Genomic DNA, 22,983 nt, shown 5'->3' on the forward strand with positions numbered 1-22,983 from the left:
AGTATGAAGGCCCCCCGTAGCAGCTGCCGAGCGCAAGCGAGGCTGCGTCAGCGGTGTATCTGACACACCGCAACGCAGCCTCGCTTGCGCTCGGCAGCTGCTACGGGTTTACGCGGTGTTGGTATCTACTGGGAGTGGGGTGAGGGCACTCAGGCCTTCAAGGTCGCCATATCGATGACAAAGCGGTACTTCACATCACCGGCGATCATGCGGGTGTAGGCCTCGTTGATCTGGCGGATGTCGAGCATTTCGATGTCGCAGGTGATGCCATGCTCGGCGCAGAAATCCAGGACTTCCTGGGTTTCGGCAATGCCACCGATCAGCGAACCTGCCAGCACTTTACGTCCCAATACCAGTTTGGCGGCGTTGACCGGTGGGTCCACGGGCTCGATCAGGCCAACCAGGATGTGCACGCCATCAAAGCGTAATACGTCGAGGTAGGGGTTCAGGTCGTGCTGCACCGGGATGGTGTCGAGCAGGAAGTCGAAGCTGCCGGCGGCGGCTTGCATCTGTTCGGCATCGGTGGACACGATCACATGGTCGGCACCCTGGCGGCGGCCTTCTTCAGCCTTGCTCGCCGAGCGGGTGAACAGTGTCACTTCCGCGCCCATGGCCTTGGCGAACTTGATGCCCATGTGGCCCAGGCCACCCATGCCGAGAATCCCGACCTTGTCGCCAGCCTTGACGCCGTAGTGCTTGAGCGGCGAATAGGTGGTGATGCCTGCGCACAGGATCGGCGCGGCGCTGGCCAGGTCGAGCTTGGCCGGGATCTTCACCACGAAGTGCTCGCTGACCACGATGCTGTCGGAGTAACCGCCCATGGTGTTGCTGCCATCGACGCGGTCCGGGGTGGCGTAGGTCATGGTCGGGCCTTCGAGGCAATATTGCTCGAGGTCCGATTTGCACGCTTCGCAGTGGCGGCACGAATCGACCATGCAGCCGACGCCGACGAGGTCGCCGACTTTATGCGCGGTCACGCGGGCGCCGACGGCGGTGACCTTGCCGACGATCTCGTGGCCCGGCATCAGCGGGTACACGGCGATGCCCCATTCGTTGCGCGCCTGGTGGATGTCGGAGTGGCACACGCCGCAGTAGAGAATCTCGATGGCCACGTCATCGGCGCGCGGGCTGCGGCGTTCAAACGACATGGGGGCGAGGGGAGTGGTGGCCGACTGGGCGGCGTAACCGATGGCGGTATACATGGCGAAAACCTCGCAAAAGCAGGGACAGATGAGGCGGGCCATTTTCCGCGTCACCCCCTGATGCGGCCATGGCGATTGCTCCGAGTCTCATGCCTAAAGCTCCGGAGGAGCCGCTAAAAGCAGCAAGCTACAAGTCGCAAGCTATAAACTGCGTGCTCTCTTGCAGCTTGAGGCTTGAAGCTTGCTGATGCTCAGATCTGAAAACTCCCGAGAACTGCTTTTATGCTATTGACCCGCCATGTTGATGCCAACGCCACGCTGGTTGCCCTGATCGAGGGGCTGACGTCCCGCGACGGTTTCTCCCCGACCCATCTGCCGGGTGTGCAAGTACTGCGCGCCAGTTGCGACGTAGCGCGCGGCCCGCAGATCTACGAGCCGAGCCTGATGTTCGTGGCCCAAGGCAGCAAGGTCGCCTACCTGGGCCCGCGTACGCTGGAGTATGGCGCCGGGCACTACTTGATCCAGGCGATGCCGGTGCCGTTCGAGTGCGAGACGTTCGCCATGGCGCCCGGTGCGCCGCTGCTGGGGGTGACCGTGGGCATCGACCGCGTGGTGCTGGGTGAGTTGGTGATGGCCATGGGCATGCAGGCCGGTCCGCCGCCGACCGCGCAAACCCTGGAGTCGATGAGTTCGGTGGTCCTGGATGACGCCATGCGCGGCTGCGTGGAGCGACTGCTGCAGTGCCTGCACGATCCACTGGAAAGCCGGATCATGGGCCCGGCGCGGGTGCGGGAATTATTGTTCACCGCCTTGCGTGGCCCCCAGGCCGATGTGCTGCGCGCCTTGGTGGAACAGCAGGGGCAGTTTTCGCGGATCGCCACGTCGTTGAATCACCTGCATGCCCATTACGCCGAGCCGCTGAATATCGAGACGTTGGCGGGGTACGCGCATATGAGTGCGTCGACGTTTCACGAGCATTTCAAACGCTGCACGCTGTTGTCGCCGGTGCAGTACTTGAAGCGTTTGCGCTTGCTCAAGGCTCAGCAGTTGCTGCTGGTGGAGGGCATGGGCGTGGCGCAGGCGGCGCACAGCGTGGGGTACCAGAGTACGTCGCAGTTCAGTCGCGAGTACAAGCGCTACTTCGAGCGTAACCCTGGCGAAGAGCGGGCTGCCTAGTCATTTCAGGCAAGCCCCCTCCCACAGTTGACCGAGTTTGACTGCATAAAAAAGGCTCCCATTCGGGAGCCTCGCTTGGCTTACATATTCGGGTAAGTCGGCCCACCCGCACCTTCCGGTGTGACCCACGTGATGTTCTGCGAAGGGTCCTTGATGTCACAGGTCTTGCAGTGCACGCAGTTCTGGGCGTTGATCTGGAAGCGCTTCTCGCCGTCTTCCTGGGTGATCACTTCATACACGCCGGCCGGGCAGTAACGCTGTGCCGGTTCATCGTAGAGCGGCAGGTTGGTGCCGATCGGGATGCTTGGGTCTTTCAACTTCAAGTGGCACGGCTGCTCTTCTTCGTGGTTGGTACCGGAGATGAACACCGAGCTCAACTTGTCGAAGCTCAACTTGCCGTCGGGTTTCGGGTAGTCGATCTTCTTGCTGTCCTTGGCCAGCTTCAGGCAGGCGTAGTCCGGCTTGGTATCGTGCAGGGTGAACGGCATCTTGCCGCCGAGGATGTTCTGGTCGAACCAGTTGAAGCCGGCGCCGATGATCGGGCCGAACTTGTGCATCGCCGGGCCGAAGTTGCGGCTGGCGAACAGTTCTTCGTAGAGCCAGCTTGCCTTGAAGCTGTCGACATAGTTGGTCAGCTCATCGCCGCCTTCGGATTCGGCCAGCAGGCGTTCGGCCACGGCATCGGCAGCGAGCATGCCGGACTTCATCGCAGTGTGGCTGCCTTTGATCTTGGCCACGTTCATGGTGCCCAGGTCGCAGCCGATGAGCGCGCCGCCCTTGAACACCATCTTCGGCAACGAGTTGATACCGCCCTTGGCCAGGGCGCGTGCGCCGTAGCTGATGCGCTTGCCGCCTTCCAGGTACTGGGCCAGCACCGGGTGGTGCTTGAGGCGCTGGAACTCGTCGAACGGCGACAGGAAGGTGTTGCTGTAGGACAGGTCGACGATCAGGCCGACGACCACCTGGTTGTTTTCCAGGTGATAGAGGAACGAGCCACCGGTGTTCTCGTTGCTCATGATGTCCAGCGGCCAACCGGCGGTGTGCACCACCAGGCCTGGCTGATGCTTGGCCGGGTCGATTTCCCAGATTTCCTTGAGGCCGATGCCGTAGTGCTGGGCGTCGGCGTCGCTGTCCAGGTTGAAGCGCTGGATCAACTGCTTGCCGATATGCCCACGGCAGCCTTCGGCGAACAACGTGTACTTGCCACGCAGTTCCATGCCCGGGGTGTAGACGCCTTCTTTTGGCTGGCCTTCACGGTCGACGCCGAGGTCGCCGGTGATGATCCCGCGCACCACGCCGTTTTCATCGAACAGCGCTTCCTGGGCGGCGAAGCCTGGGTAGACTTCCACACCCAGGTTCTCGGCCTGCTGGGCCAGCCAGCGGCACAGGTTGCCCAGGGAGATGATGTAGTTGCCTTCGTTGTGCATGGTCTTGGGCACAAAGAAGTCTGGCACCTTGGTGGAGGTGTCGGCGCTGCGCAGCACATAGATGTCATCGCGCACCACGGGGGTGTTGAGCGGGGCGCCGAGTTCCTTCCAGTCCGGGAACAGTTCGTTCAGGGCACGGGGCTCGAACACGGCACCGGAGAGGATGTGTGCGCCCACTTCGGAGCCTTTCTCGACCACGCAGACGCTGATTTCCTTACCGGCTTCGGCGGCCTTCTGCTTCAGTCGGCAGGCGGCAGACAGGCCCGCCGGGCCAGCGCCGACGATGACCACGTCGAATTCCATGTATTCGCGTTCCACAGGCTATCTCCTACTCAAGGCTCAACAGGCTTTTTTTCTAATGGGTGGAGGTTCGGTGTCGTGTCCGTCATCGCCGTGCGCAACGGCAGGGGATGACCCACCTGTCTCTCTAGGTGGCGCATTATATATAGACCACTGTCAGCGTCCAATACAAACGTTTGTTTGAATTGCCCGCAGGCTAGGTAAATCAAAGCAACGCGGCTTATGACTGGCCATTTTGCCGTATTGACCAGAATAGGCGTTCCGGTCAATATACGGTCGGTTTTGCACAGACCGTAGGCAGACTGTAGGTTTCAAGAGCACGTCCAAAAGCACGGCAACGGCAAAACAGGTGACGCGCGTTTAATTGATGGCGCGCAGTTTACACGCCGCGATAAAGAATGACCTCCCAGTCACCACTGACGAACGGTCATCACTTCCCGTGAGCAAGGTCATTCGCCGCCGTTTTTGGAGGTGCCCTTGTGTGCCGATGAGCATCAACCGCCAGGTTCGCCTAGGCGACTTTCTTTTCACCGGAGAGTAACGAGGAATCCATGAAGGTTCTTGTAGCTGTCAAACGCGTTGTCGATTACAACGTGAAAGTTCGCGTCAAGGCGGACAATTCCGGCGTCGACCTTGCTAACGTCAAGATGTCGATGAACCCTTTCTGTGAAATCGCCGTGGAAGAAGCCGTACGCCTGAAAGAGAAAGGCGTGGCGACTGAAATCGTTGTGGTTTCCATCGGCCCGACCACTGCTCAAGAGCAGTTGCGTACCGCCCTGGCACTGGGTGCCGACCGCGCTATCCTGGTCGAGTCCGCTGAAGAGCTGACCTCCCTGGCCGTGGCCAAGTTGCTCAAGGCCGTTGTCGACAAGGAACAGCCTCAGCTGGTGATCCTCGGCAAACAGGCGATCGACAGCGACAACAACCAGACTGGCCAGATGCTGGCTGCACTGACCGGTTACGGCCAGGGCACCTTCGCTTCGAAAGTCGAAGTGAGCGGCGACAACGTTGCCGTGACCCGCGAAATCGACGGCGGCGCGCAGACGGTTTCCCTGAAACTGCCGGCCATCGTCACCACCGACCTGCGTTTGAACGAGCCGCGCTACGCGTCCCTGCCAAACATCATGAAAGCCAAGAAGAAGCCTCTCGAAGTGCTGTCTCCGGATGCTTTGGGCGTTTCCACCGCCTCCACCAACAAGACCGTCAAAGTTGAAGCGCCGGCTGCACGCAGCGCGGGCATCAAGGTCAAGTCGGTGGCTGAACTGGTCGAGAAACTGAAAAACGAAGCGAAGGTAATCTAATCATGACTATCTTGGTAATCGCAGAACACGACAATAAGGTGCTGGCCCCGGCCACCCTGAACACTGTTGCTGCTGCCGCTAAAATCGGTGGCGACATCCACGTACTGGTCGCCGGTCAAGGCGCTGGCGCCGTGGCTGAGGCTGCAGCCAAAGTGGCTGGCGTAAGCAAAGTACTGCTGGCCGACAACGCCGCTTACGCTCACCAACTGCCGGAAAACGTCGCCCCCCTGGTAGCAGAGCTGGGCGCTGGCTACAGCCACATCCTGGCTGCCGCCACTTCCAACGGCAAAAACATCCTGCCGCGCGTTGCCGCGCAGCTGGATGTTGACCAGATCTCCGAGATCATCTCGGTAGAAAGCGCCGACACCTTCAAGCGCCCGATCTATGCCGGTAACGCGATTGCCACCGTGCAATCGACCGCTGCCGTCAAAGTCATCACCGTGCGTGCCACCGGTTTCGACCCGGTTGCCGCTGAAGGTGGTTCGGCTGCCGTTGAAGCCGTTGTTGCTGCCCACGATGCTGGCACGTCCAGCTTTGTTGGCGAAGAGCTGGCCAAGTCGGATCGTCCTGAACTGACCGCTGCCAAGATCGTCGTTTCCGGCGGCCGTGGCATGCAGAACGGTGACAACTTCAAGCACCTGTACGCCCTGGCCGACAAGCTCGGCGCTGCGGTCGGCGCCTCCCGCGCGGCCGTCGACGCAGGCTTCGTACCCAACGACATGCAGGTCGGCCAGACCGGCAAGATCGTTGCGCCACAGCTGTACATCGCTGTCGGTATCTCCGGCGCGATCCAGCACTTGGCCGGTATGAAGGACTCCAAAGTGATCGTCGCGATCAACAAGGACGAAGAAGCACCGATCTTCCAGGTGGCCGATTACGGCCTGGTGGCGGACTTGTTCGAAGCCGTACCCGAGTTGGAGAAGCTGGTCTAATCCAGCCGCTTCACTTATAAAGAGCCCGGTCTAGTGACCGGGCTTTTTTTGGCCCGGGCTTTTTTGAACGCCGGAGAAACCGCCATGGAACTGCGCCCCTGGGCCGTACTGCTGGGACTTACGCTGCTGCCGAGCCTGGCCCAGGCAGCCGGCAAATGTGATCGCCTGGTGATCACCGGCAGCCCGGATGCACCGCCGCTGCTGTGGCGCGACCCCCAAGACCCGACGCACCTGATCGGCGCCACCGCCGATGTCTTGCAACAGGTAGCCAAGGAGCTTGGGTTGAAAATCGACCTGCTCTACGGCGGCAAGCGTTCCCTGGCCCTGGACGAAGTGCGCAGCGGGCGCATGGACATCCTCGCCGATGCACCGCTGAACCTTGGCGAGCTGGAAACCCTCGACTACATCCACCCCGCGCTGGTACAGCTCGATTATCTGGTCTGGACCCGCAAGGATTCGGCGCTGGCCTACTCCACGGCGGCGGACCTGCATGGCCACAAGGGTGCAGTGTCGGAACGTGCGCGCTTGAGCCGCGACTTTGAAACCTTCGCCGGCCAGCAACTGACCCTGCAACGCCTGCCCACGTTGACCCCGGCCTTCCAGAAACTGCTGCTGGGGGAAGTGGACTACGTGCTGGCCGGGCGTTACTCCGGCATGGCCATGGCCCAGACGTTAGGGATGAGCAATGACCTGGTGGCCCGCGACGTGCCCGTCGATCAGCCCGGCCTGTACCTGGCGATTTCCCACAACTCGGCCTGCAATGATCCGTGGCTGCGCGGACAGCTGGCCAAAAAGATGACAGAATTGCCCGGGTCTGGTGTGACGGAAGCCGCGCTGCAGCGCAATCTGGAGCGTTGGAAAGCGCAATTGCAACAACCCGTCGGCACCCCAACAAAGTAGGGATTTTCAGTGACTCTTCGACCTTTTTTCGCGGCCCTCGCCGTTGTCGCTCTGGCGGGATGTGCAGCCGATCCTGCGCCGAATGAACAAATTCGCCTCACCCAGCAAGCCCTGGAACAAGCCAACGCCGTGGGCGCCAGCACCGATGAATCACCCGAACTGAAAATGGCCGAAGACAAATTCGCCCAGGCCAAGGCCGACATGGCCGAGCAATCCTACAAGGACGCGCGCATGCAGGCCGAACAGGCCGAGCTGGATGCGCGCCTGGCCGAAGCCCAGGTGCTGACCCGCAAGAGCCAGGAACAACTGAACGTGCTCAATACCCGCATCACGCGCCTGCGCAAGCAATTGCAGCTGGGAGAAGCCCAATGAACCCGATGATCCGTGGTCTGGGCTGTGCCGTGCTGCTGGGCAGTGCGGCACTGGGCGGTTGTGCCAGCCACCCCAGTGGCGAACAGGCCTTGCAACAGGCGGGCAGCGACTTCCAGAAGGTCAAGGAAGACGCCAACGTGCTGCGTATCGCACCCAAGGACGTGATCCGCGCCGGTGAATCCCTGGCGCGGGCCGACCGCTTGTCCAGCTACTGGGGCAGCGGTGCCGACGTGGTGCATTACGCCTACCTGAGCCAGCGCTACAGTGCCATCGCCCGCGAACACACCGAGCAGACACTTAACGAAGAGCGTGCCGCCAAGCTCGAACTGGAACGCCAGCGCCTGCAATTGGCCCTGCGTGAAAGCAAGCTGATCAGCGTGCAGCAGCAGGGTAAATGGCTCGAAGAACAGATCGCCAGCCTGACCACCACTCAGACCGATCGTGGCCTGGTGATGACCCTGGGCGACGTGCTGTTCGATACCGGTGAAGCGGAGTTGAAAAACTCGGCGAACCGCACCGTATTGAAAATCGTGCAGTTCCTGCAACTGAACCCCAAGCGTGTGGTGCGCATCGAGGGGTACGCTGACAATACGGGTGGTCAGCAGGAAAACGTCAAACTGTCCCGTGATCGCGCGCAATCGGTGGCCGATGTGCTGGTGGACCTGGGAATCGACGAGAAACGCATCCAGGTTGAGGGCTACGGCGACCAGTACCCGGTGGAAGCCAACGCCTCCGAACGTGGCCGCGCGCAGAACCGTCGCGTAGAAATAGTGTTCTCCGACGAGAAAGGCCAACTGGGCGCCGCTCGCTGAAGCCTTGCGCAAATCAAAAGTGTGGGAGGGGGCATGCCCCCGATAGCGGTGGATCAGTCACTATTTTCGGCGACTGACACTCCGTCATCGGGAGCAAGCCCCCTCCCACATTGTTCTGTATACATCTGAGTATTCTCTCCACTCACCTTACAGTTTTTACTGTCACTCCCGCGCGCGCTCGACTATTGTGGCAACTGTCCCCGTACACTTCTAAACTGTGCTGGTATGTTTCACACAAAAATAAAATACCCGTGAAATCGAGTGCTGCGTCATGACCAATCTGTTGCTTTACCAACGTATCGCCCAGCAACTGGCTGAGGACATCCGTCGCGGTGTCTATCAACCTGGCGAGCGCGTGCCCTCGGTGCGCAAGATGAGCTCCCAGCTCAATGTCAGCCACGCTACGGTATTGCAGGCCTACGCCAACCTGGAAGACCAGGGGCTGATCCGGGCACGGCCGCAGTCCGGTTACTACGTGCACCAGACGCCGGCGCTCACCGCTCCGACGCCGGACATCGCGCGGGTCGAGCGCCCGGGGTTGGTCACCCGCAGCAGCATAATCCAGCAAGTATTGGGTGAGTCGCGCCGCGAAGGCGTGTTCCCCTTGGGCGCCGCCGTGCCGAGTGTCGACTACTTGCCGGTCCGGGCGCTGCACCAGCAACTGGCCAAGGTCACGCGCTTCCAGAGCCCACGCGCCTTCAGCTACATGTTCAGCCCCGGTTTCGAGCCGTTGCGCCGCCAGGTGGCGATTCGCATGCGTGACGCCGGCGTGGTGGTGGACCCCTCCGAAGTGGTGATCACCCACGGCTGTGTTGACGCCTTGCAGATGTCGCTGCGGGTGCTGACACGTCCCGGCGACTTGATCGCGGCTGAATCGCCGACCTATTACGGCTTGCTGCAACTGGCCGACCTGTTGGGCCTGAAGGTCATCGAGATCCCCAGCGACCCGTCCACCGGCATGAGCCTGGAAGCCCTGCAACTGGCCGCCAACCAATGGTCGATCAAGGCCCTGGTGTTGACCACGCGCCTGAGCAACCCCTTGGGCGGCACCATGCCCGAGGAACGGCAGAAACAGTTGCTGCGCCTTGCCTCGGATTTTGATATCCAGATTGTCGAAGACGATATTTACGGCGAACTGATGTTCGAACTCGGCCGCACCAAGGCTCTCAAGGCCTATGACCGCCTGGACCGGGTCATCTATTGCTCGAGCTTTTCCAAGACCTTGTCGCCGGGTGTGCGCATCGGCTGGATGATCGCCGGCAAGTACCAGCAGGAAATCCAGCGCCTGCAAATGTTCAGCACCCACTCGGCCTGCAGCGTCACCCAGATGGGCGTGGCAGCGTATCTGGAGAACGGCGGGTACGACCGGCACCTGCGTTACATCCGCCAGGAATACCGCAAGAATCTCAGCGCCTTCCAACTGGCGGTGCAGCAGTATTTCCCGGAAGGCACCCAGATGACTCGTCCGACGGGCGGCTTTATTTTGTGGGTCAGTTTGCCTGGGCGGGTCAATACCCAGGAACTGCACGTGCGCGCCCTGCAACAGGGCATCAGCATTGCGCCGGGCTTGATCTTCAGCAATACCGAGCAGTTCAACCACTGCATTCGCCTTAACTGCGGCACACCTTGGAACCGCGAAGCAGAGCGTGCGCTGATGACCCTGGGGATGCTGGCCAGCCAGCTATGCCAGGAAACCGCAGCCGGCTTTTGAGGCGCCGAAAAGGGGCAGCGCCGATAGCTGGCTGATCACCGCGCTTGTCATGCCGCGCACAACAAGCGAGCATATGGCCCTCTGCCGTTAATGCTGTAGGCAATATGACCTCGATTGTTCGCGCTGCTTTGGTGATTGGCCTGTTAAGCCTGTGTAACGTCGGCACAGCGCTGGCGGCGGCACCCGTGGCTGAAAACAAGCCCGCTGCCAATACCCAGCAGGATGCCCCGGCAAAAAAACCTTCCACCGCCAAGCAAGCCCCCGTCGCGAAGAAGCCAACCGCCACGGCGAAAAAACGTGCGTCGACGGCGAAAAAATCCAAGTCAGCCCAGGAAGTGGCACAGACCAAACTGCCACCGGCACAGTTGGATTTGTCCCTGCCTTCGGACATGGTCAGGCACCTGCAGCCCCTGGGTACCGTGCCCAAGCCCAAGAGCGTGCCGTTGTTGCCGCCGATGTTCGGTGAAAAGCCCACCGACAACAGTGCGTTCCAGATCAACGGCCGTTTGCTCAGCAATGAGATGAAGCTGCAATTGCGCAACGAAGAGCGCCGTGAAGTGGAAGGTGCCGCGTTGGAATTCGAGTTCAAGCAGTAAACTTTTTCCTACAAAGTGACGCAGGCCATCGACCATCTGTCGCAGACTGGTCGGTCACTTTTATTTTGTGCGAAATACCCCTGTTAACCCATTTTAAAACGGCTGTTTAAGGGCGTACCCTAGCCCGGCCGTCCCTATTGAGTCGTCGAGGACCTGCTGGTCATGAATTGCCGTGAAGGCTGTGGCGCCTGCTGCATCGCCCCCTCCATCAGTTCGCCCTTACCCGGTATGCCCAATGGTAAACCGGCGGGCGAACGCTGCCTGCACCTGTCGGTCGAACAGCTGTGCCAACTGTTCGGCCGACCGGAGCGCCCGGCGGTGTGCAGTGATTTCAAGGCGGATATCGATGTCTGCGGCACCGACCAGGCCGATGCGATCCGGTTGATCGGCTGGTGGGAGCAGATGACGGCGGCTTGAGGGGCTTTACTATCGGAACTTCAACAATAAGGAATACGACAATGGGTTCGCTGAAACGAATGGCTGTGCTGTGCGGTTTTACGCTGGTATTTGCTGCCACTGCCCAGGCTGAGGATTGGCAGGTTGCCAAGGATGAAGACGGTATCAAGGTGTCCCTGAGCGAAGTCGCCGGCTCCAAATACAAGGCGTATCGCGGTGTGACCGTGATCAAGGCGCCTGTCGCCAGGATCCAGGCCCTGCAGGAAGATGTGGCCGGTGCCTGCTCGTGGATTCATGAGTGCAAATCCCAGAAGCTGGTGGACAAGAAAGGCGATGAGGCCTGGACCTACACCCAGTTCAAGGCGCCTTTCCCGGTGACCGATCGTGATTCATACATCCATGTCACCACCACCAAGGACGCCGACGGCAGCGTAACCCGCAAGCTGCAGGGCGTGCCGACCTACAAGCCCGAAGAAAAAGGCTACGTGCGTGTCGCTCAGGTCGAGGGCTTCTGGAAACTGGTCCCTAAAGGCGCCAATGAGACCGAAGTCACCTACCAGGTACACACCGAGCCAGGCGGCAGTGTGCCGTCGTGGCTGGCCAACAAGTTCGTGGTGGAAGCGCCGTTCAACACCCTGAAAGCCTTGAAGGAACACGCTGAAAAATAACTGTGCTTGATCCGGTGCTTCCTGACTTGAGTGGAACGTTTGCCGAGCCCTCAAGGTCCAGATAGAGGTAAGCCCACACATGGGTTTTATCGAGGAGGCACCGATGCAAAAGTGGCAGATTACCTTCGTTGATGATCACGGCGTACAGTCCGTGGAGCAGTTCACCTGCGAGCACAAGCCCAGCCTCGAAGATGCGGCACACATGATCCGCAACAAGCTGGTGCCCGTGGCCGCCGAACTGGACCTCAACGACCTTGAGGGCCGCAAGCCCGAGCCAACGGTCAAGATCCTCAAAGACCAGAACAGTATTCAAATCCTCGACATCTCTCCCGCCGCCTGAACATTTCCTGTATGCCATTCAAGCACCTCTGGTGGAGGTGATAGCTTCGCGCTACTCTGCAAGTGAGATCAGCGAATGAATCGCTAAGGTCTGGTCTTGTCAGCTACATGCTTGTTTTCCCGTGGTGATGTTGTTGCCGTGGTACCCGCGCCGTCAGCGCGCGGGCTTTGGGAAGCACGGAAAGTCTATCCATCGGTTTGAGGAGGACGTTTCATGAGCACAGCCTATCAAGAAGACATCAGCACCAACGTTCTGCGCCGCATGAAAGAAGGCGGCTTCGACTTTTCACGGTTCCACCCCATTGAGTTCTACGCCATTTTCCCGGATGAGGAACGGGCGCGCAGGGCTGCGGGTGAATTTCGTGGCGAGTCCCTGAATGCCCAGGTCAGTGCGCGCGACGATGGCGCCTGGTACCTGGAACTGAGCAAGATCATGTTTGCAACCTACGATGGCATAGGAGACTTCGAGCAAGACTTTGAAGCGGTGGTCGAGCCGCTGGGCGGAATCATCGAAGGTTGGGGCGTCAAGCAGGAGGTGCGTGGGTTACCCATGTAGCGCCATTGTATGAGCAACACAGCGTATCGGCTGACCCTGGGGTCGGCCGATTTTGTATGTGCTGTGTGAAAATTTCCGGAACTACCGTTGCCCTTTCCCGCACAAAAAAAAAGCCACCCGAAAAGGGTGGCTGAAAGGGAAGACCGAAGGAGCCGGTCAGTACACGAGCTTCAAGGTACCGAGTGCGGGATGGGTAAGGCTGTAGGACGTGTCCTGTTCAGCGGATGGGGAGAATTATCCGCAGGCTTGCACGGGCAGTGAAATCAACTCTGACTATGCTGTTGATAGCCAAAGCTTGCATTGCCATGAAGCGTGCAGCAGTGCAGTGGGGATTCTGTGCACCAGGACGGTGCGATCAGGTCTTTGCTTATATTCAACCCACTGATTTTTAAGTGTTTATGCCGCTGGCACGGGCCTTGCGATGGTTCTTGCGTCCGGGTGACAAGGAGTACGGCATGATCCGCACTTATTACGACGAAATGTACGATGGGGCAGGGCAGGTTCGCCCTCACTACCGCGAGTTCGCCCGCTGGTTGGCCGACACCCCCGCTGAACTGCTGGCCCAGCGCCGGCGCGAAGCCGACTTGCTGTTTCACCGTGCCGGGATCACCTTCACGCTTTACGGCGACGAGCAGGGCACCGAGCGCCTGATTCCGTTCGACACCATCCCCCGCAGCATTCCCGCCAGCGAATGGCGGATGGTCGAGCGTGGCTGCATCCAGCGGGTCAAGGCGCTGAACATGTTTCTCGCCGACCTCTATCACGAACAACGCATCATCAAGGCCGGGATCATTCCGGCCGAACAGGTGCTGGCTAACGAGCAATACCAATTGGCGATGCAGGGGCTGAACCTGCACCGCGACCTGTATTCCCACATCTCCGGGGTCGACCTCGTACGCGACGGCGACGGCACCTACTACGTGCTGGAAGACAACCTGCGTACACCCAGCGGCGTGAGCTACATGCTCGAAGACCGCAAGATGATGATGCGCCTGTTCCCCGAGCTGTTCGCGGCCCAGCGCATCGCGCCGATCGATCATTACCCCAACCTGCTGCTCGATACCCTGAAAAGCGCCAGCCCCCTGGATAATCCCAGCGTGGTGGTACTGACCCCGGGGCGCTTCAACAGCGCGTTTTTCGAGCATGCATTTTTAGCCCGGGAAATGGGTGTGGAGTTGGTGGAAGGCGCGGACCTGTTCGTGCGCGATGACCGTGTGTTCATGCGCACCACCGACGGCCCCAAAGCCGTGGACGTGATCTACCGTCGCCTCGACGACGCATTCCTCGACCCGCTGGCCTTCAACCCGGACTCCATGCTCGGTGTGCCCGGCCTGCTGGCGGCGTACCGCTCGGGCAATGTGGTGCTGGCCAATGCCATCGGCACCGGGGTGGCGGATGACAAGTCGGTGTACCCCTTCGTCACCGAGATGATCCGTTTTTACCTGGATGAAGAACCGATCCTGCAGAACGTTCCCACCTTCCAGTGCCGTAAGCCCGACGAATTGTCCCACGTGCTGGCCAACCTGCCGGACCTGGTGGTGAAGGAAACCCAGGGCTCCGGCGGCTACGGCATGCTGGTGGGGCCAGCGTCCACGGCCGCGGAAATCGAAGCCTTCCGCGCGCGTATCAAGGCCAAGCCCCACGCCTATATCGCACAGCCAACCCTGTGTTTATCCACCTGCCCGACCTTTGTCGAAAACGGCATTGCGCCGCGCCATATTGATCTGCGCCCGTTCGTGTTGTCCGGCAAGGAAACCCGTGTGGTACCCGGCGGTTTGACCCGTGTCGCGCTGCGTGAAGGGTCGCTGGTGGTCAATTCGTCCCAGGGCGGCGGCACCAAAGACACCTGGGTGGTCGAGGACTGATGCCATGTTGAGTAGAACTGCCTCGGATTTGTACTGGATGTCGCGCTACCTGGAACGCGCGGAAAACCTCGCGCGCATGCTCGATGTCAGCTATTCGCTGTCGCTCATGCCCCAGGATGGGCGCGGTGATGGCCTGCATGAACTGGCCATGCCGCTGTTGATCACCGGCACGCTGGATGATTACCGCGAGCGCCACGGCGAATTGCACGCCGAACGCCTGTTGCATTTCTTCGCACTGGATGCGGCCAACCCGGCCAGCATCTACAGTTGTCTCGGTGCCGCGCGGGCCAGCGCCCATGCTGTGCGTGGGCGAATCACTGCCGACATGTGGGAAAACATCAACGCAACCTGGCTGGAGATTCGCGAAATCTCACAGCAGGGCCTCAGCCGCTACGGCATGAGCCGGTTCTGCGAGTGGGTCAAGGAGCGTTCCCATCTGTTCCGGGGGGCGACCTACGGCACCATTATGCGCAATGACGCCTTTCGTTTTATTCGGCTGGGTACGTTTATCGAGCGCGCCGACAACACCCTGCGGCTGCTGGATGCGCGCTATGAAATGGCCGGCGACCAGGCCGAAGCCGTTACCGATGGCACCGCCCACGCTTACTATCAATGGAGTGCCTTGCTGCGCGCGTTATCGTCGTTCGAGGCCTACACCGAGATCTACCGCGACGCCCCAGGTGCCCGGCAAGTCGCGGAGCTGTTGCTGTTGCGCGCCGATGTACCGCGCTCCCTGCGGGCCTGCAGCGAAGAGATCGACCAGATCCTCGCCAGCCTGCCCGGCATCAACGGCCGTCCGGCCCAGCGCCTGGCTGCCGAGATGGACGCGCGCCTGCGGTTTACCGCGATCGATGAAATCCTCGAGGAAGGCCTGCACGCCTGGCTGACCGACTTTATCCCCTTGGTCCGCCAGTTGGGCGACGCCATCTACAGTTCCTACCTGGAGGCCGCATGAGACTCTCCATCAGCCACGAAACCACCTACCACTACGAAGACCAGGTACGCGCCAGCATCCAGTACCTGCGCCTCACGCCCCACAACAGCGAGCGCCAGCATGTGCTCAGTTGGCAACTGGACCTGCCCCGCCCGGTGCGCGCGCAGATCGACCCGTTCGGCAACATCCTGCACGTGCTGACCCTGGACGAACCCCACGACGCCATCATCATTGGCGCCCGTGGCCAGGTGGATATCGATGAGCTGCGTGAGGCTGAACACGAGAGCCAGTCAGCCTTTCCGTTCCTGCGCTGCACCCGCCTGACCGAGCCCGACGACGCCCTGCGCGCCTTTGCGCAACAGCATTGCCACCAGCGTCGTGATCGCACGGCCCTGATCGACCTGATGCACGCCCTCAACCAGTCGATGGTCTACACGCCCGGCGCCACCGAAGTCGACACCTGCGCCGCCCAGGCCTTCGCAGGGCGGGCGGGGGTATGCCAGGACCATACCCATGCGTTCCTGGCCTGCGCGCGCAGCCTGGGCATTCCTGCGCGGTATGTGTCTGGGTATTTGTACACGGAAGACAGCACTCACCTGGCCAGCCACGCCTGGGCCGAAGCCTGGCTGGATGACGCCTGGTACAGCTTTGACGTGACCAACCAACTGGCCCGGCCGGAGCGGCATTTGAAACTGGCCGTGGGCCTGGACTACCTCGACGCTTGCCCGGTACGCGGCATGCGCCGTGGCGGAGGGCATGAGCAGATGCATGCCAAGGTGTTCGTGGCGCCGACGCCGGTGGTCCTGGTCCAGCAGCAATAACCCGCTCGCCACCGAGATCAGGCTGGGTTCAGGGGTGTTGTTTACGCCCCGCCATATGCTTCAAGTACCCCACCAGCAATTCCAGCTCGCTGTCAGGCAACACGCTGGCGGCGAACGCTGGCATCTTTGCCTGCGGCCAGTGCCTCAGGCTCTGCGGGTCGCGGATATAGCGCTTGAGGAAGTCGCCGCTGAAATATTCCGTAGGGTTGTAGGGAACATTCAGGTCCGGCCCCACCTGTGCGTCGCCGGCGCCATTGAGGCGGTGGCAGGCCAGGCAGTTCTTCTGGAACAGCGCAAAGCCCTGGTTGACCGGATCATTCGCAGCCAGCGTCGGGTCGGGCAGCAGCGCCGGAAAACGTTCGGCCACCGTCTTCAACTGCTTGATCGCGCAGATCTGGAACGGCCACTGCTCCGGGCTGATATGCCCGGCCTGCGGATCGGTCCACACCAGGTAGAACGGCCCGGCACTCGGCTTGCCGTCTGCCAATGGGGGCCATGGGTGGGCCGGGTCTTCCACGGCCAGCCAGGCGCGGGCACCGTTTTTTTGCAGCAACGGTGCAGCCGTCAGTTCGGCGGCGAAGCCATCCAGCGCAACGGCTTGCAGATGATTATCGGGCTGTAGGCCCGGCAGGAGCACTGCCAGCGGTACTGCGCGATAGGTCATGTTGCGCTTGTAGGAAACGTCATCGACGACCTGCACTGTCTGCGCGTCCGGATGCTTGAGCAGGTCGGCGGTCTGCCAGGTCTTGCGGCTGTGATCCAGCTCGACGGTCAATTGCGCCGCCGAAGCGGGCAGGGCGAGCAACAAGGCAAGGAATGCGAAGATCGGTTTCAAGACGGCGGCCCCGTATTAAGTGGCGATAGGGCCCACGATAGCGGAAAAGTGCAGATAAAAAGGCAGCCCCTGCAACAGGATCGCTATGCACGAAGTCCCGGCAGGTGCTGCCAAAAGCGGTAATCCTGAGGTAAGAACAGGCTCAAGAAGAGGTCACCCAATGACCTTGGTCAAGTTGGGCAAGATCAGAATCAATGTGGTGGCGAACAGAATAAGTCCTGCCTGACGTACTTTCGAATGTTTAAACATGGCTGACTGCCTTTTGTTGTTATTCCTGAGCGTCAAATGCGTGCCGTTGAATATGAGTATCGCAATGTGACGTGTCGCTTTTCTTACAGCTGCTCCAGCAAAACCCGGCAGCAACTTCTTACTGATTGAACCTTAGAGCCCTCGTTCTGCGCGGCTTAGACCCATTTCATATCACCTAATCAGCATTTCAGCTTAAAAAGGCATGAGGCATAACGCCATCTTGGCGCCAATGCCTTGGCTAGACAGCTAAAACGATTAATCCAGCAATTACCTTAGGTGCCTACCGTTCGTCCGAGCGTGGCGGTCAAAAGCAATGAGCGCATCCGTCATTGAAACCGTGTCAATCGGGCCTAAGGTAAGGGCATTACTGCGCAATGGTTCGAGGACGTCATGACCCAAGCTTTGATCTTTGATGCGATACGCACGCCCCGCGGCAAAGGCAAGGCCGACGGCGCCCTGCACAGCGTCAAGCCGGTAAACCTGGTGGCCGGCCTGCTCACCGCGCTGGGGCAACGCAACGACCTCGACACCCAACACGTGGATGACATCGTGCTCGGCTGCGTCACCCCGGTGGGCGACCAGGGCGCCGACATCGCCAAGACCGCCGCCCTGGTGGCGGACTGGGCCGTCAGCGTCGCCGGTGTACAGATCAATCGCTTCTGCGCCTCGGGCCTGGAGGCGGTTAACCTCGGCGCGATGAAAGTGCGTTCCGGCTTTGAGGACCTGGTGGTGGTCGGCGGTGTGGAGTCCATGTCCCGCGTGCCCATGGGCAGCGATGGCGGGGCCTGGGTGCTCGACCCGCAGACCAACATGCACAGTCACTTCACGCCCCAGGGCATTGGCGCCGACCTGATTGCCACCCTGGAAGGTTTCACCCGCGAGGATGTCGATACCTTTGCCCTACAGTCCCAGCAGAAAGCCGCCAGGGCGCGTGCAGACGGTTCCTTCAACAAGTCGTTGATCGCGGTGCAGGACCAGAACGGCATCGTGCTGCTGGACCATGATGAATTCATTCGCGCCGATTCCACCCTCGAAGGCCTGGGCAAGCTCAAGCCCAGCTTCGAAATGATGGGGCAGATGGGCTTCGACGCCACCGCGTTGCGGGTCTACAGCCATGTGGAACGCATCCACCATGTCCACACACCAGGCAACAGCTCCGGCATTGTCGACGGTGCCGCATTGATGTTGATCGGCTCCGAAGCGAAGGGCCGCGAGCTGGGCCTGCAACCGCGGGCACGCATCGTTGCCACGGCGGTCACCGGTACCGACCCGACCATCATGCTGACCGGGCCGGCGCCGGCCACGCGCAAGGCCCTGGCAAAGGCAGGTTTGCACGTGGAGGACATCGACCTGTTCGAGGTCAACGAGGCCTTTGCCTCGGTGGTGCTCAAGTTCATCAAGGACATGGGCATCGACGCCGCGCGCGTCAACGTCAACGGCGGCTCCATCGCCATGGGCCACCCGCTGGGCGCCACGGGCTGCGCGATCCTCGGCACCCTGCTCGACGAACTGGAGGTGCGCCAGCAGCGCTACGGCCTGGCCACCCTGTGTGTTGGCGGCGGTATGGGCATCGCCACCGTTATCGAACGCCTCTGAGCCAAGGAAGTTGTCATGACCGATGCCATTCGTTACGAAAAAGGCCAGGACCAGATCGTGGTGCTGACCCTCGACATGCCCGGCCAGAGCGCCAACACCATGAACGCCGCGTACCGTGAGGCAATGGCGGCCACCGTCGCACGCCTGCAGGCGGAAAAGGACGACATTGCCGGCGTGGTTATCACCTCGGCGAAGAAGACCTTTTTCGCCGGCGGCGACCTCAATGAACTGATCAAGGTCGACAAGGCCCACGCCCAGGATTTCTACGACAGCGTCCTGGTGTTGAAGGCGCAACTGCGCAGCCTGGAAACCCTCGGCAGGCCGGTGGTGGCCGCCGTCAATGGCGCAGCCCTCGGCGGCGGTTTGGAGATCTGCCTGGCGTGTCACTACCGCGTCGTGCTGGATGACAAGTCGGTGCAACTCGGTTTGCCGGAGGTCACCCTTGGCCTGCTGCCAGGCGGCGGTGGCGTGGTGAGGATGGTGCGCATGCTGGGGCTGGAAAAGGCCTTGCCGTATTTGCTCGAAGGCAAGAAAGTCCGGCCCCAGCAAGCGCTGCAAGCCGGGTTGGTCGATGAGCTGGCGGCGGATCGCACTGAGCTGCTGGCCAAATCCCGCGCATGGATTCTTGCCAATCCGCAGGCCAGGCAGCCGTGGGACAACAAGGCCTATCAGATTCCCGGTGGTACGCCGTCTCACCCGAAAGTGGCGCAAATGCTCGCCATCGCACCGTCGATTTTGCGCAGCAAAACCCATGGCTGCTTCCCGGCCCCGGAGAAAATTCTCTGCGCCGCCGTGGAAGGCGCGCAGGTGGATTTCGATACCGCGCACGTGATCGAAACCCGCTACTTCACCGAATTGGTCACCGGGCAGGTGGCGAAAAACATGATGGGCACCTTCTGGTTCCAACTCAATGAAATCAACGCCGGCAGCTCGCGGCCTCAGGGCTTTGCACCTTACGTGACGCGTAAGGTCGGGGTGCTCGGCGCCGGGATGATGGGCGCAGGCATCGCCTATGTCAGCGCCTGCGCCGGTATCGATGTGGTGCTCAAGGACATCAACCTGACGGCCGCCGAGAAGGGCAAGGCGCATTCGACGGCGCTGTTGGACAAGAAGGTCAGCCGTGGGCAATTGACCGCTGAGCAGCGCGAAACCACCCTCGCGCGGATTCATCCTACGGCTTCGGATGCTGATCTGGCCGGCTGTGACCTGATCATCGAGGCCGTGTTCGAAGACCGTGAACTCAAGGCCAAGGTCTCGGCTGCCGCACACAATGTGGTCGGCGCCGACGCGGTGATCGCCTCCAACACGTCTACCTTGCCCATCAGCGGCCTGGCCACGGCGGTGCCGGATCAAGGCAAGTTCATCGGCCTGCATTTCTTCAGCCCGGTGGACAAGATGCCCCTGGTGGAAATCATCAAGGGCGCCCGCACTTCGGACGAAACCCTGGCCCGGGGGTTCGATTTCGTCCTGCAAATCAAGAAAACTCCGATCGTGGTCAACGACAGTCGCGGGTTCTTCACCTCGCGGGTGTTCGGCACCTTCACCCATGAAGGCATCGCCATGCTCGGCGAAGGCGTGGCTGCGCCGATGATCGAGACCGAGGCGCGCAAGGCGGGTATGCCGGTGGGGCCGCTGGCGGTGTCCGATGAAGTGTCCCTCAGCCTGATGAGCCATATCCGACAGCAGGCTGCCAAGGATCTGCAGGTTGAAGGTAAAACAGTCCCAAGCCATCCGGCCACGGTGGTAATTGATCTGTTGGTGAACGAGTACAAACGCGCGGGCAAGGCGGCGGGGGGAGGTTTCTACGAGTACCCGGCGGGCGGGCAGAAGCATTTGTGGCCTGAATTGAAAGCGCGCTTTGAGCGAGCCGACCAGCGCATTTCAGCGCAGGATGTGCGCGACCGTTTGCTGTTTATCCAGGCCATCGAGACCGTGCGCTGCGTGGAGGAGGGCGTGTTGATGTCCACCGCGGATGCCAACGTGGGGTCGATCTTCGGGATCGGTTTTGCCGCCTGGAGTGGTGGCGCGTTGCAGTTTATCAACCAGTACGGCCTCAATGACTTCATCGCCCGCGCCCGCTACCTGGCCGAACAGTATGGGGAGCGGTTCTCGCCGCCGGCGTTGTTGCTCGACAAAGCGGCGCAGAACACGACCTTCTGACGGTTTTGGGCATGTACAGGGCTTGCCTTGTCAGGGTATTTCAAGGCAGGCTCTGGGGTGTGCATTATTCCCATCACCGTGTCAGGTATTTTTTATGTCGCTACGCGTCTGTATCCTGGAAACCGATATCCTGCGTCCAGGCTTGATCGATCAATACCAAGGCTACGGGCAGATGTTCAAGCGCCTGTTCTCCAAGCAGCCGATTGCCGCCGAATTCGTTGTGTACAACGTGGTGCAGGGCGAATACCCGTCGGACGACGAAGTGTTCGACGCCTACCTGGTGACCGGCAGCAAGGCCGATTCCTTCGGCACCGACCCCTGGATCCAGACCCTCAAGTCCTACCTGCTCGAACGCTATGAGCGCGGCGACAAGTTGCTGGGCATCTGCTTCGGCCATCAATTGCTCGCGCTGCTGCTGGGCGGCAAGGCCGAGCGCGCCGGCCAGGGCTGGGGCATGGGCATTCACGATTACAAACTGGATACCAAGGCGCCGTGGATGAGCCCTGAAGTGCCAGAGCTGACGCTATTGATCAGCCACCAGGACCAGGTCACCACCTTGCCGGACAATGCCACGGTCATCGCCTCCAGCGAGTTTTGCCCGTTCGCCGCCTATCACATCGGCGACCAGGTGCTGTGCTTCCAGGGGCACCCGGAATTTATCCATGATTATTCCCGCGAGTTGCTGGAGATTCTTCAGACGACCCTGGGTGAAAAAGTCTACACAAACGGCGTCGCCAGCCTGGCGCGCGACCACCACGGCGTGACCGTGGCGGAATGGATGATGCGCTTCGTGGCGCACAAGCCTGAGGCCCGGGTTTAAAGCCAGCCCGAGCGCTTGAAACTGGCCCACAAGCCCGTGCAACCGAACGCAATAAACCCGAGCACTGCAAAATAGCCGTAGTGCCATTGCAGCTCGGGCATGTTCTGGAAGTTCATCCCATAAATCCCCGCCACCGCGGTGGGGAACGCCAGGATTGCCGCCCACGCGGCAAACTTGCGCTGCACCACGCTCTGGCGCGACGCTTCGAGCAATACACCGATCTCGATGGTCTGGCTGGCGATATCGCGCAGGGTGGTGAGGTCTTCCATCTGCCGCGTGACGTGGATCTGCACGTCACGGAAATACGGGCGCATGTTCTTGTCGATAAACGGGAAGCTCAGCTTCTGCAGTTCCTGGCTGATCTCCACCATCGGCGCCACATAGCGCTTGAGTCGCAGCACGTCGCGGCGCAGGCCATGGATCTTCTGGATATCGCGCTCGCTCAGCGAGCTGCACAGCACGTTGTGCTCCAGTTCATCGATCTCGGCGTGGATCGCCTCGCTGACCGGCTGGTAGTTCTCGGTGACAAAATCCAGCAGGGCATAGAGTACGAAATCTTCCCCATGCTCCAGCAATAGCGGCCGCGCCTCACAGCGTTGCCGAACAAAGCCGTAGGACGCCGAATGGCCGTTACGCGCAGTGATGATGTAGCCGTTGCCGGCGAAGATATGGGTCTCGATAAACTCCAGCTTGCCGTTCTCGCGCACCGGTGAATAGGTGACGATAAACAGTGCGTCGCCGAAGGTTTCCAGCTTGGGGCGGCTGTGTTTTTCCAGGGCATCTTCGATGGCCAGTTCATGCAGGTTGAACTGGCGTTGCAGGTTGGCCAGCTCCTGCGCGTTGGGCTCTTCCAGGCCGATCCACACAAAGTGCCCGGGTTTGGCGGCCCAGGCCGCGCCTTCGTCGAGGGTGATATCAGTGACTTTCTTTCCGGCGCTGTACACGGCGGCCGCAACAACTCTACCCATGGTGCTGATCACTTCTTATTAGGAGGACAGGTGTTGGGCAGCTTAGCTTGAATGGCGTTCCATTGTTGCTGTTGCAGGCACGTGCTTTTTGTGGCGAGCACGCCTGT

The 22,983-nt window shown here is 60.7% G+C and carries 22 protein-coding genes; 18 read left to right on the forward strand and 4 right to left on the reverse strand.

The genetic code is table 11. The features are described from left to right. Nucleotides 1-149: 149 nt before the first annotated feature. Complete coding sequence (locus Q8X51_RS00005) at nucleotides 150-1,202, reverse strand: NAD(P)-dependent alcohol dehydrogenase (RefSeq protein WP_065924818.1); 1,053 nt, start codon at nucleotides 1,200-1,202, stop codon at nucleotides 150-152. Between the two features lie 222 nt (nucleotides 1,203-1,424). On the opposite strand from Q8X51_RS00005, the gene Q8X51_RS00010 reads away from it, so the two are divergent. After that, nucleotides 1,425-2,318, forward strand: coding sequence for an AraC family transcriptional regulator (locus Q8X51_RS00010; protein WP_027603629.1), 894 nt, complete (start codon nucleotides 1,425-1,427; stop codon nucleotides 2,316-2,318). 80 nt (nucleotides 2,319-2,398) lie between these two features. Here Q8X51_RS00010 and Q8X51_RS00015 read toward each other — a convergent pair whose 3' ends face one another. Beyond that, nucleotides 2,399-4,063, reverse strand: coding sequence for an electron transfer flavoprotein-ubiquinone oxidoreductase (locus tag Q8X51_RS00015; protein WP_027603630.1), 1,665 nt, complete (start codon nucleotides 4,061-4,063; stop codon nucleotides 2,399-2,401). 533 nt (nucleotides 4,064-4,596) lie between these two features. Here Q8X51_RS00015 and Q8X51_RS00020 point away from each other — a divergent pair. The 14 genes from Q8X51_RS00020 (at nucleotide 4,597) to Q8X51_RS00085 (ending at nucleotide 16,248) form a co-directional block, all read left to right on the forward strand. Beyond that, complete coding sequence (locus Q8X51_RS00020) at nucleotides 4,597-5,346, forward strand: electron transfer flavoprotein subunit beta/FixA family protein (RefSeq protein ID WP_407693376.1); 750 nt, start codon at nucleotides 4,597-4,599, stop codon at nucleotides 5,344-5,346. A 2-nt stretch (nucleotides 5,347-5,348) separates the two neighbouring features. Further along, nucleotides 5,349-6,278, forward strand: a complete 930-nt coding sequence (locus tag Q8X51_RS00025; protein WP_065946916.1) for an electron transfer flavoprotein subunit alpha/FixB family protein — start codon at nucleotides 5,349-5,351, stop codon at nucleotides 6,276-6,278. Nucleotides 6,279-6,362: 84 nt separating this feature from the next. Beyond that, the gene (locus Q8X51_RS00030) at nucleotides 6,363-7,178 is read left to right on the forward strand and encodes a substrate-binding periplasmic protein (protein WP_315871582.1); all 816 of its coding nucleotides are present in this window, start codon (nucleotides 6,363-6,365) and stop codon (nucleotides 7,176-7,178) included. Between the two features lie 9 nt (nucleotides 7,179-7,187). After that, nucleotides 7,188-7,550, forward strand: coding sequence for a DUF4398 domain-containing protein (locus Q8X51_RS00035; protein ID WP_074847477.1), 363 nt, complete (start codon nucleotides 7,188-7,190; stop codon nucleotides 7,548-7,550). Beyond that, complete coding sequence (locus Q8X51_RS00040; protein WP_065946914.1) at nucleotides 7,547-8,362, forward strand: OmpA family protein; 816 nt, start codon at nucleotides 7,547-7,549, stop codon at nucleotides 8,360-8,362. The genes Q8X51_RS00035 and Q8X51_RS00040 overlap by 4 nt, the downstream gene beginning before the upstream one ends. A gap of 271 nt (nucleotides 8,363-8,633) precedes the next feature. Then, nucleotides 8,634-10,073 (forward strand): aminotransferase-like domain-containing protein, encoded by a 1,440-nt coding sequence (locus Q8X51_RS00045; RefSeq protein ID WP_017527404.1) that lies wholly within the window; start codon nucleotides 8,634-8,636, stop codon nucleotides 10,071-10,073. A gap of 104 nt (nucleotides 10,074-10,177) precedes the next feature. After that, complete coding sequence (locus Q8X51_RS00050) at nucleotides 10,178-10,669, forward strand: translation initiation factor 2 (protein WP_065946913.1); 492 nt, start codon at nucleotides 10,178-10,180, stop codon at nucleotides 10,667-10,669. Nucleotides 10,670-10,831: 162 nt separating this feature from the next. Further along, nucleotides 10,832-11,086, forward strand: a complete 255-nt coding sequence (locus tag Q8X51_RS00055; RefSeq protein WP_065940713.1) for a YkgJ family cysteine cluster protein — start codon at nucleotides 10,832-10,834, stop codon at nucleotides 11,084-11,086. 41 nt (nucleotides 11,087-11,127) lie between these two features. After that, nucleotides 11,128-11,733, forward strand: coding sequence for an START domain-containing protein (locus Q8X51_RS00060; protein WP_027603637.1), 606 nt, complete (start codon nucleotides 11,128-11,130; stop codon nucleotides 11,731-11,733). A 103-nt stretch (nucleotides 11,734-11,836) separates the two neighbouring features. Continuing rightward, nucleotides 11,837-12,073, forward strand: coding sequence for a hypothetical protein (locus Q8X51_RS00065; protein ID WP_027603638.1), 237 nt, complete (start codon nucleotides 11,837-11,839; stop codon nucleotides 12,071-12,073). 213 nt (nucleotides 12,074-12,286) lie between these two features. After that, a complete protein-coding gene (locus Q8X51_RS00070) occupies nucleotides 12,287-12,628 on the forward strand; it encodes a ribonuclease E inhibitor RraB (protein ID WP_015885395.1) in 342 nt (113 codons plus the stop codon). 455 nt (nucleotides 12,629-13,083) lie between these two features. Next, a complete protein-coding gene (locus Q8X51_RS00075; protein WP_027603639.1) occupies nucleotides 13,084-14,493 on the forward strand; it encodes a circularly permuted type 2 ATP-grasp protein in 1,410 nt (469 codons plus the stop codon). Between the two features lie 4 nt (nucleotides 14,494-14,497). After that, a complete protein-coding gene (locus Q8X51_RS00080) occupies nucleotides 14,498-15,448 on the forward strand; it encodes an alpha-E domain-containing protein (protein WP_027603640.1) in 951 nt (316 codons plus the stop codon). Then, nucleotides 15,445-16,248 (forward strand): transglutaminase family protein, encoded by an 804-nt coding sequence (locus tag Q8X51_RS00085; RefSeq protein ID WP_407693377.1) that lies wholly within the window; start codon nucleotides 15,445-15,447, stop codon nucleotides 16,246-16,248. Before Q8X51_RS00080 ends, Q8X51_RS00085 begins: the two co-directional genes overlap by 4 nt. 28 nt (nucleotides 16,249-16,276) lie before the next feature. Here the strand turns inward: Q8X51_RS00085 and Q8X51_RS00090 are convergent, their stop codons facing one another. Continuing rightward, a complete protein-coding gene (locus tag Q8X51_RS00090; protein ID WP_065924812.1) occupies nucleotides 16,277-17,083 on the reverse strand; it encodes a c-type cytochrome in 807 nt (268 codons plus the stop codon). A gap of 639 nt (nucleotides 17,084-17,722) precedes the next feature. Here Q8X51_RS00090 and Q8X51_RS00095 point away from each other — a divergent pair. The 3 genes from Q8X51_RS00095 (at nucleotide 17,723) to Q8X51_RS00105 (ending at nucleotide 21,908) form a co-directional block, all read left to right on the forward strand. After that, entirely contained in the window at nucleotides 17,723-18,928 is a 1,206-nt protein-coding gene (locus Q8X51_RS00095; protein WP_407693378.1) for an acetyl-CoA C-acetyltransferase, read from the forward strand. A 15-nt stretch (nucleotides 18,929-18,943) separates the two neighbouring features. Further along, on the forward strand, nucleotides 18,944-21,088 hold the full coding sequence (locus Q8X51_RS00100) for a 3-hydroxyacyl-CoA dehydrogenase NAD-binding domain-containing protein (protein WP_407693379.1): 2,145 nt from the start codon (nucleotides 18,944-18,946) through the stop codon (nucleotides 21,086-21,088). 94 nt (nucleotides 21,089-21,182) lie between these two features. Next, nucleotides 21,183-21,908 (forward strand): amidotransferase, encoded by a 726-nt coding sequence (locus Q8X51_RS00105; RefSeq protein WP_407693380.1) that lies wholly within the window; start codon nucleotides 21,183-21,185, stop codon nucleotides 21,906-21,908. Here Q8X51_RS00105 and Q8X51_RS00110 read toward each other — a convergent pair. Then, nucleotides 21,905-22,876, reverse strand: a complete 972-nt coding sequence (locus Q8X51_RS00110) for a magnesium and cobalt transport protein CorA (protein WP_027603646.1) — start codon at nucleotides 22,874-22,876, stop codon at nucleotides 21,905-21,907. The two genes, Q8X51_RS00105 and Q8X51_RS00110, sit on opposite strands and share 4 nt — an antisense overlap. Between the last annotated feature and the right edge of the window lie 107 nt (nucleotides 22,877-22,983).

Source organism: Pseudomonas sp. Yb2C2 (genome assembly GCF_052112325.1).
GTDB classification, from domain to species: Bacteria; Pseudomonadota; Gammaproteobacteria; order Pseudomonadales; family Pseudomonadaceae; genus Aquipseudomonas; species Aquipseudomonas marginalis.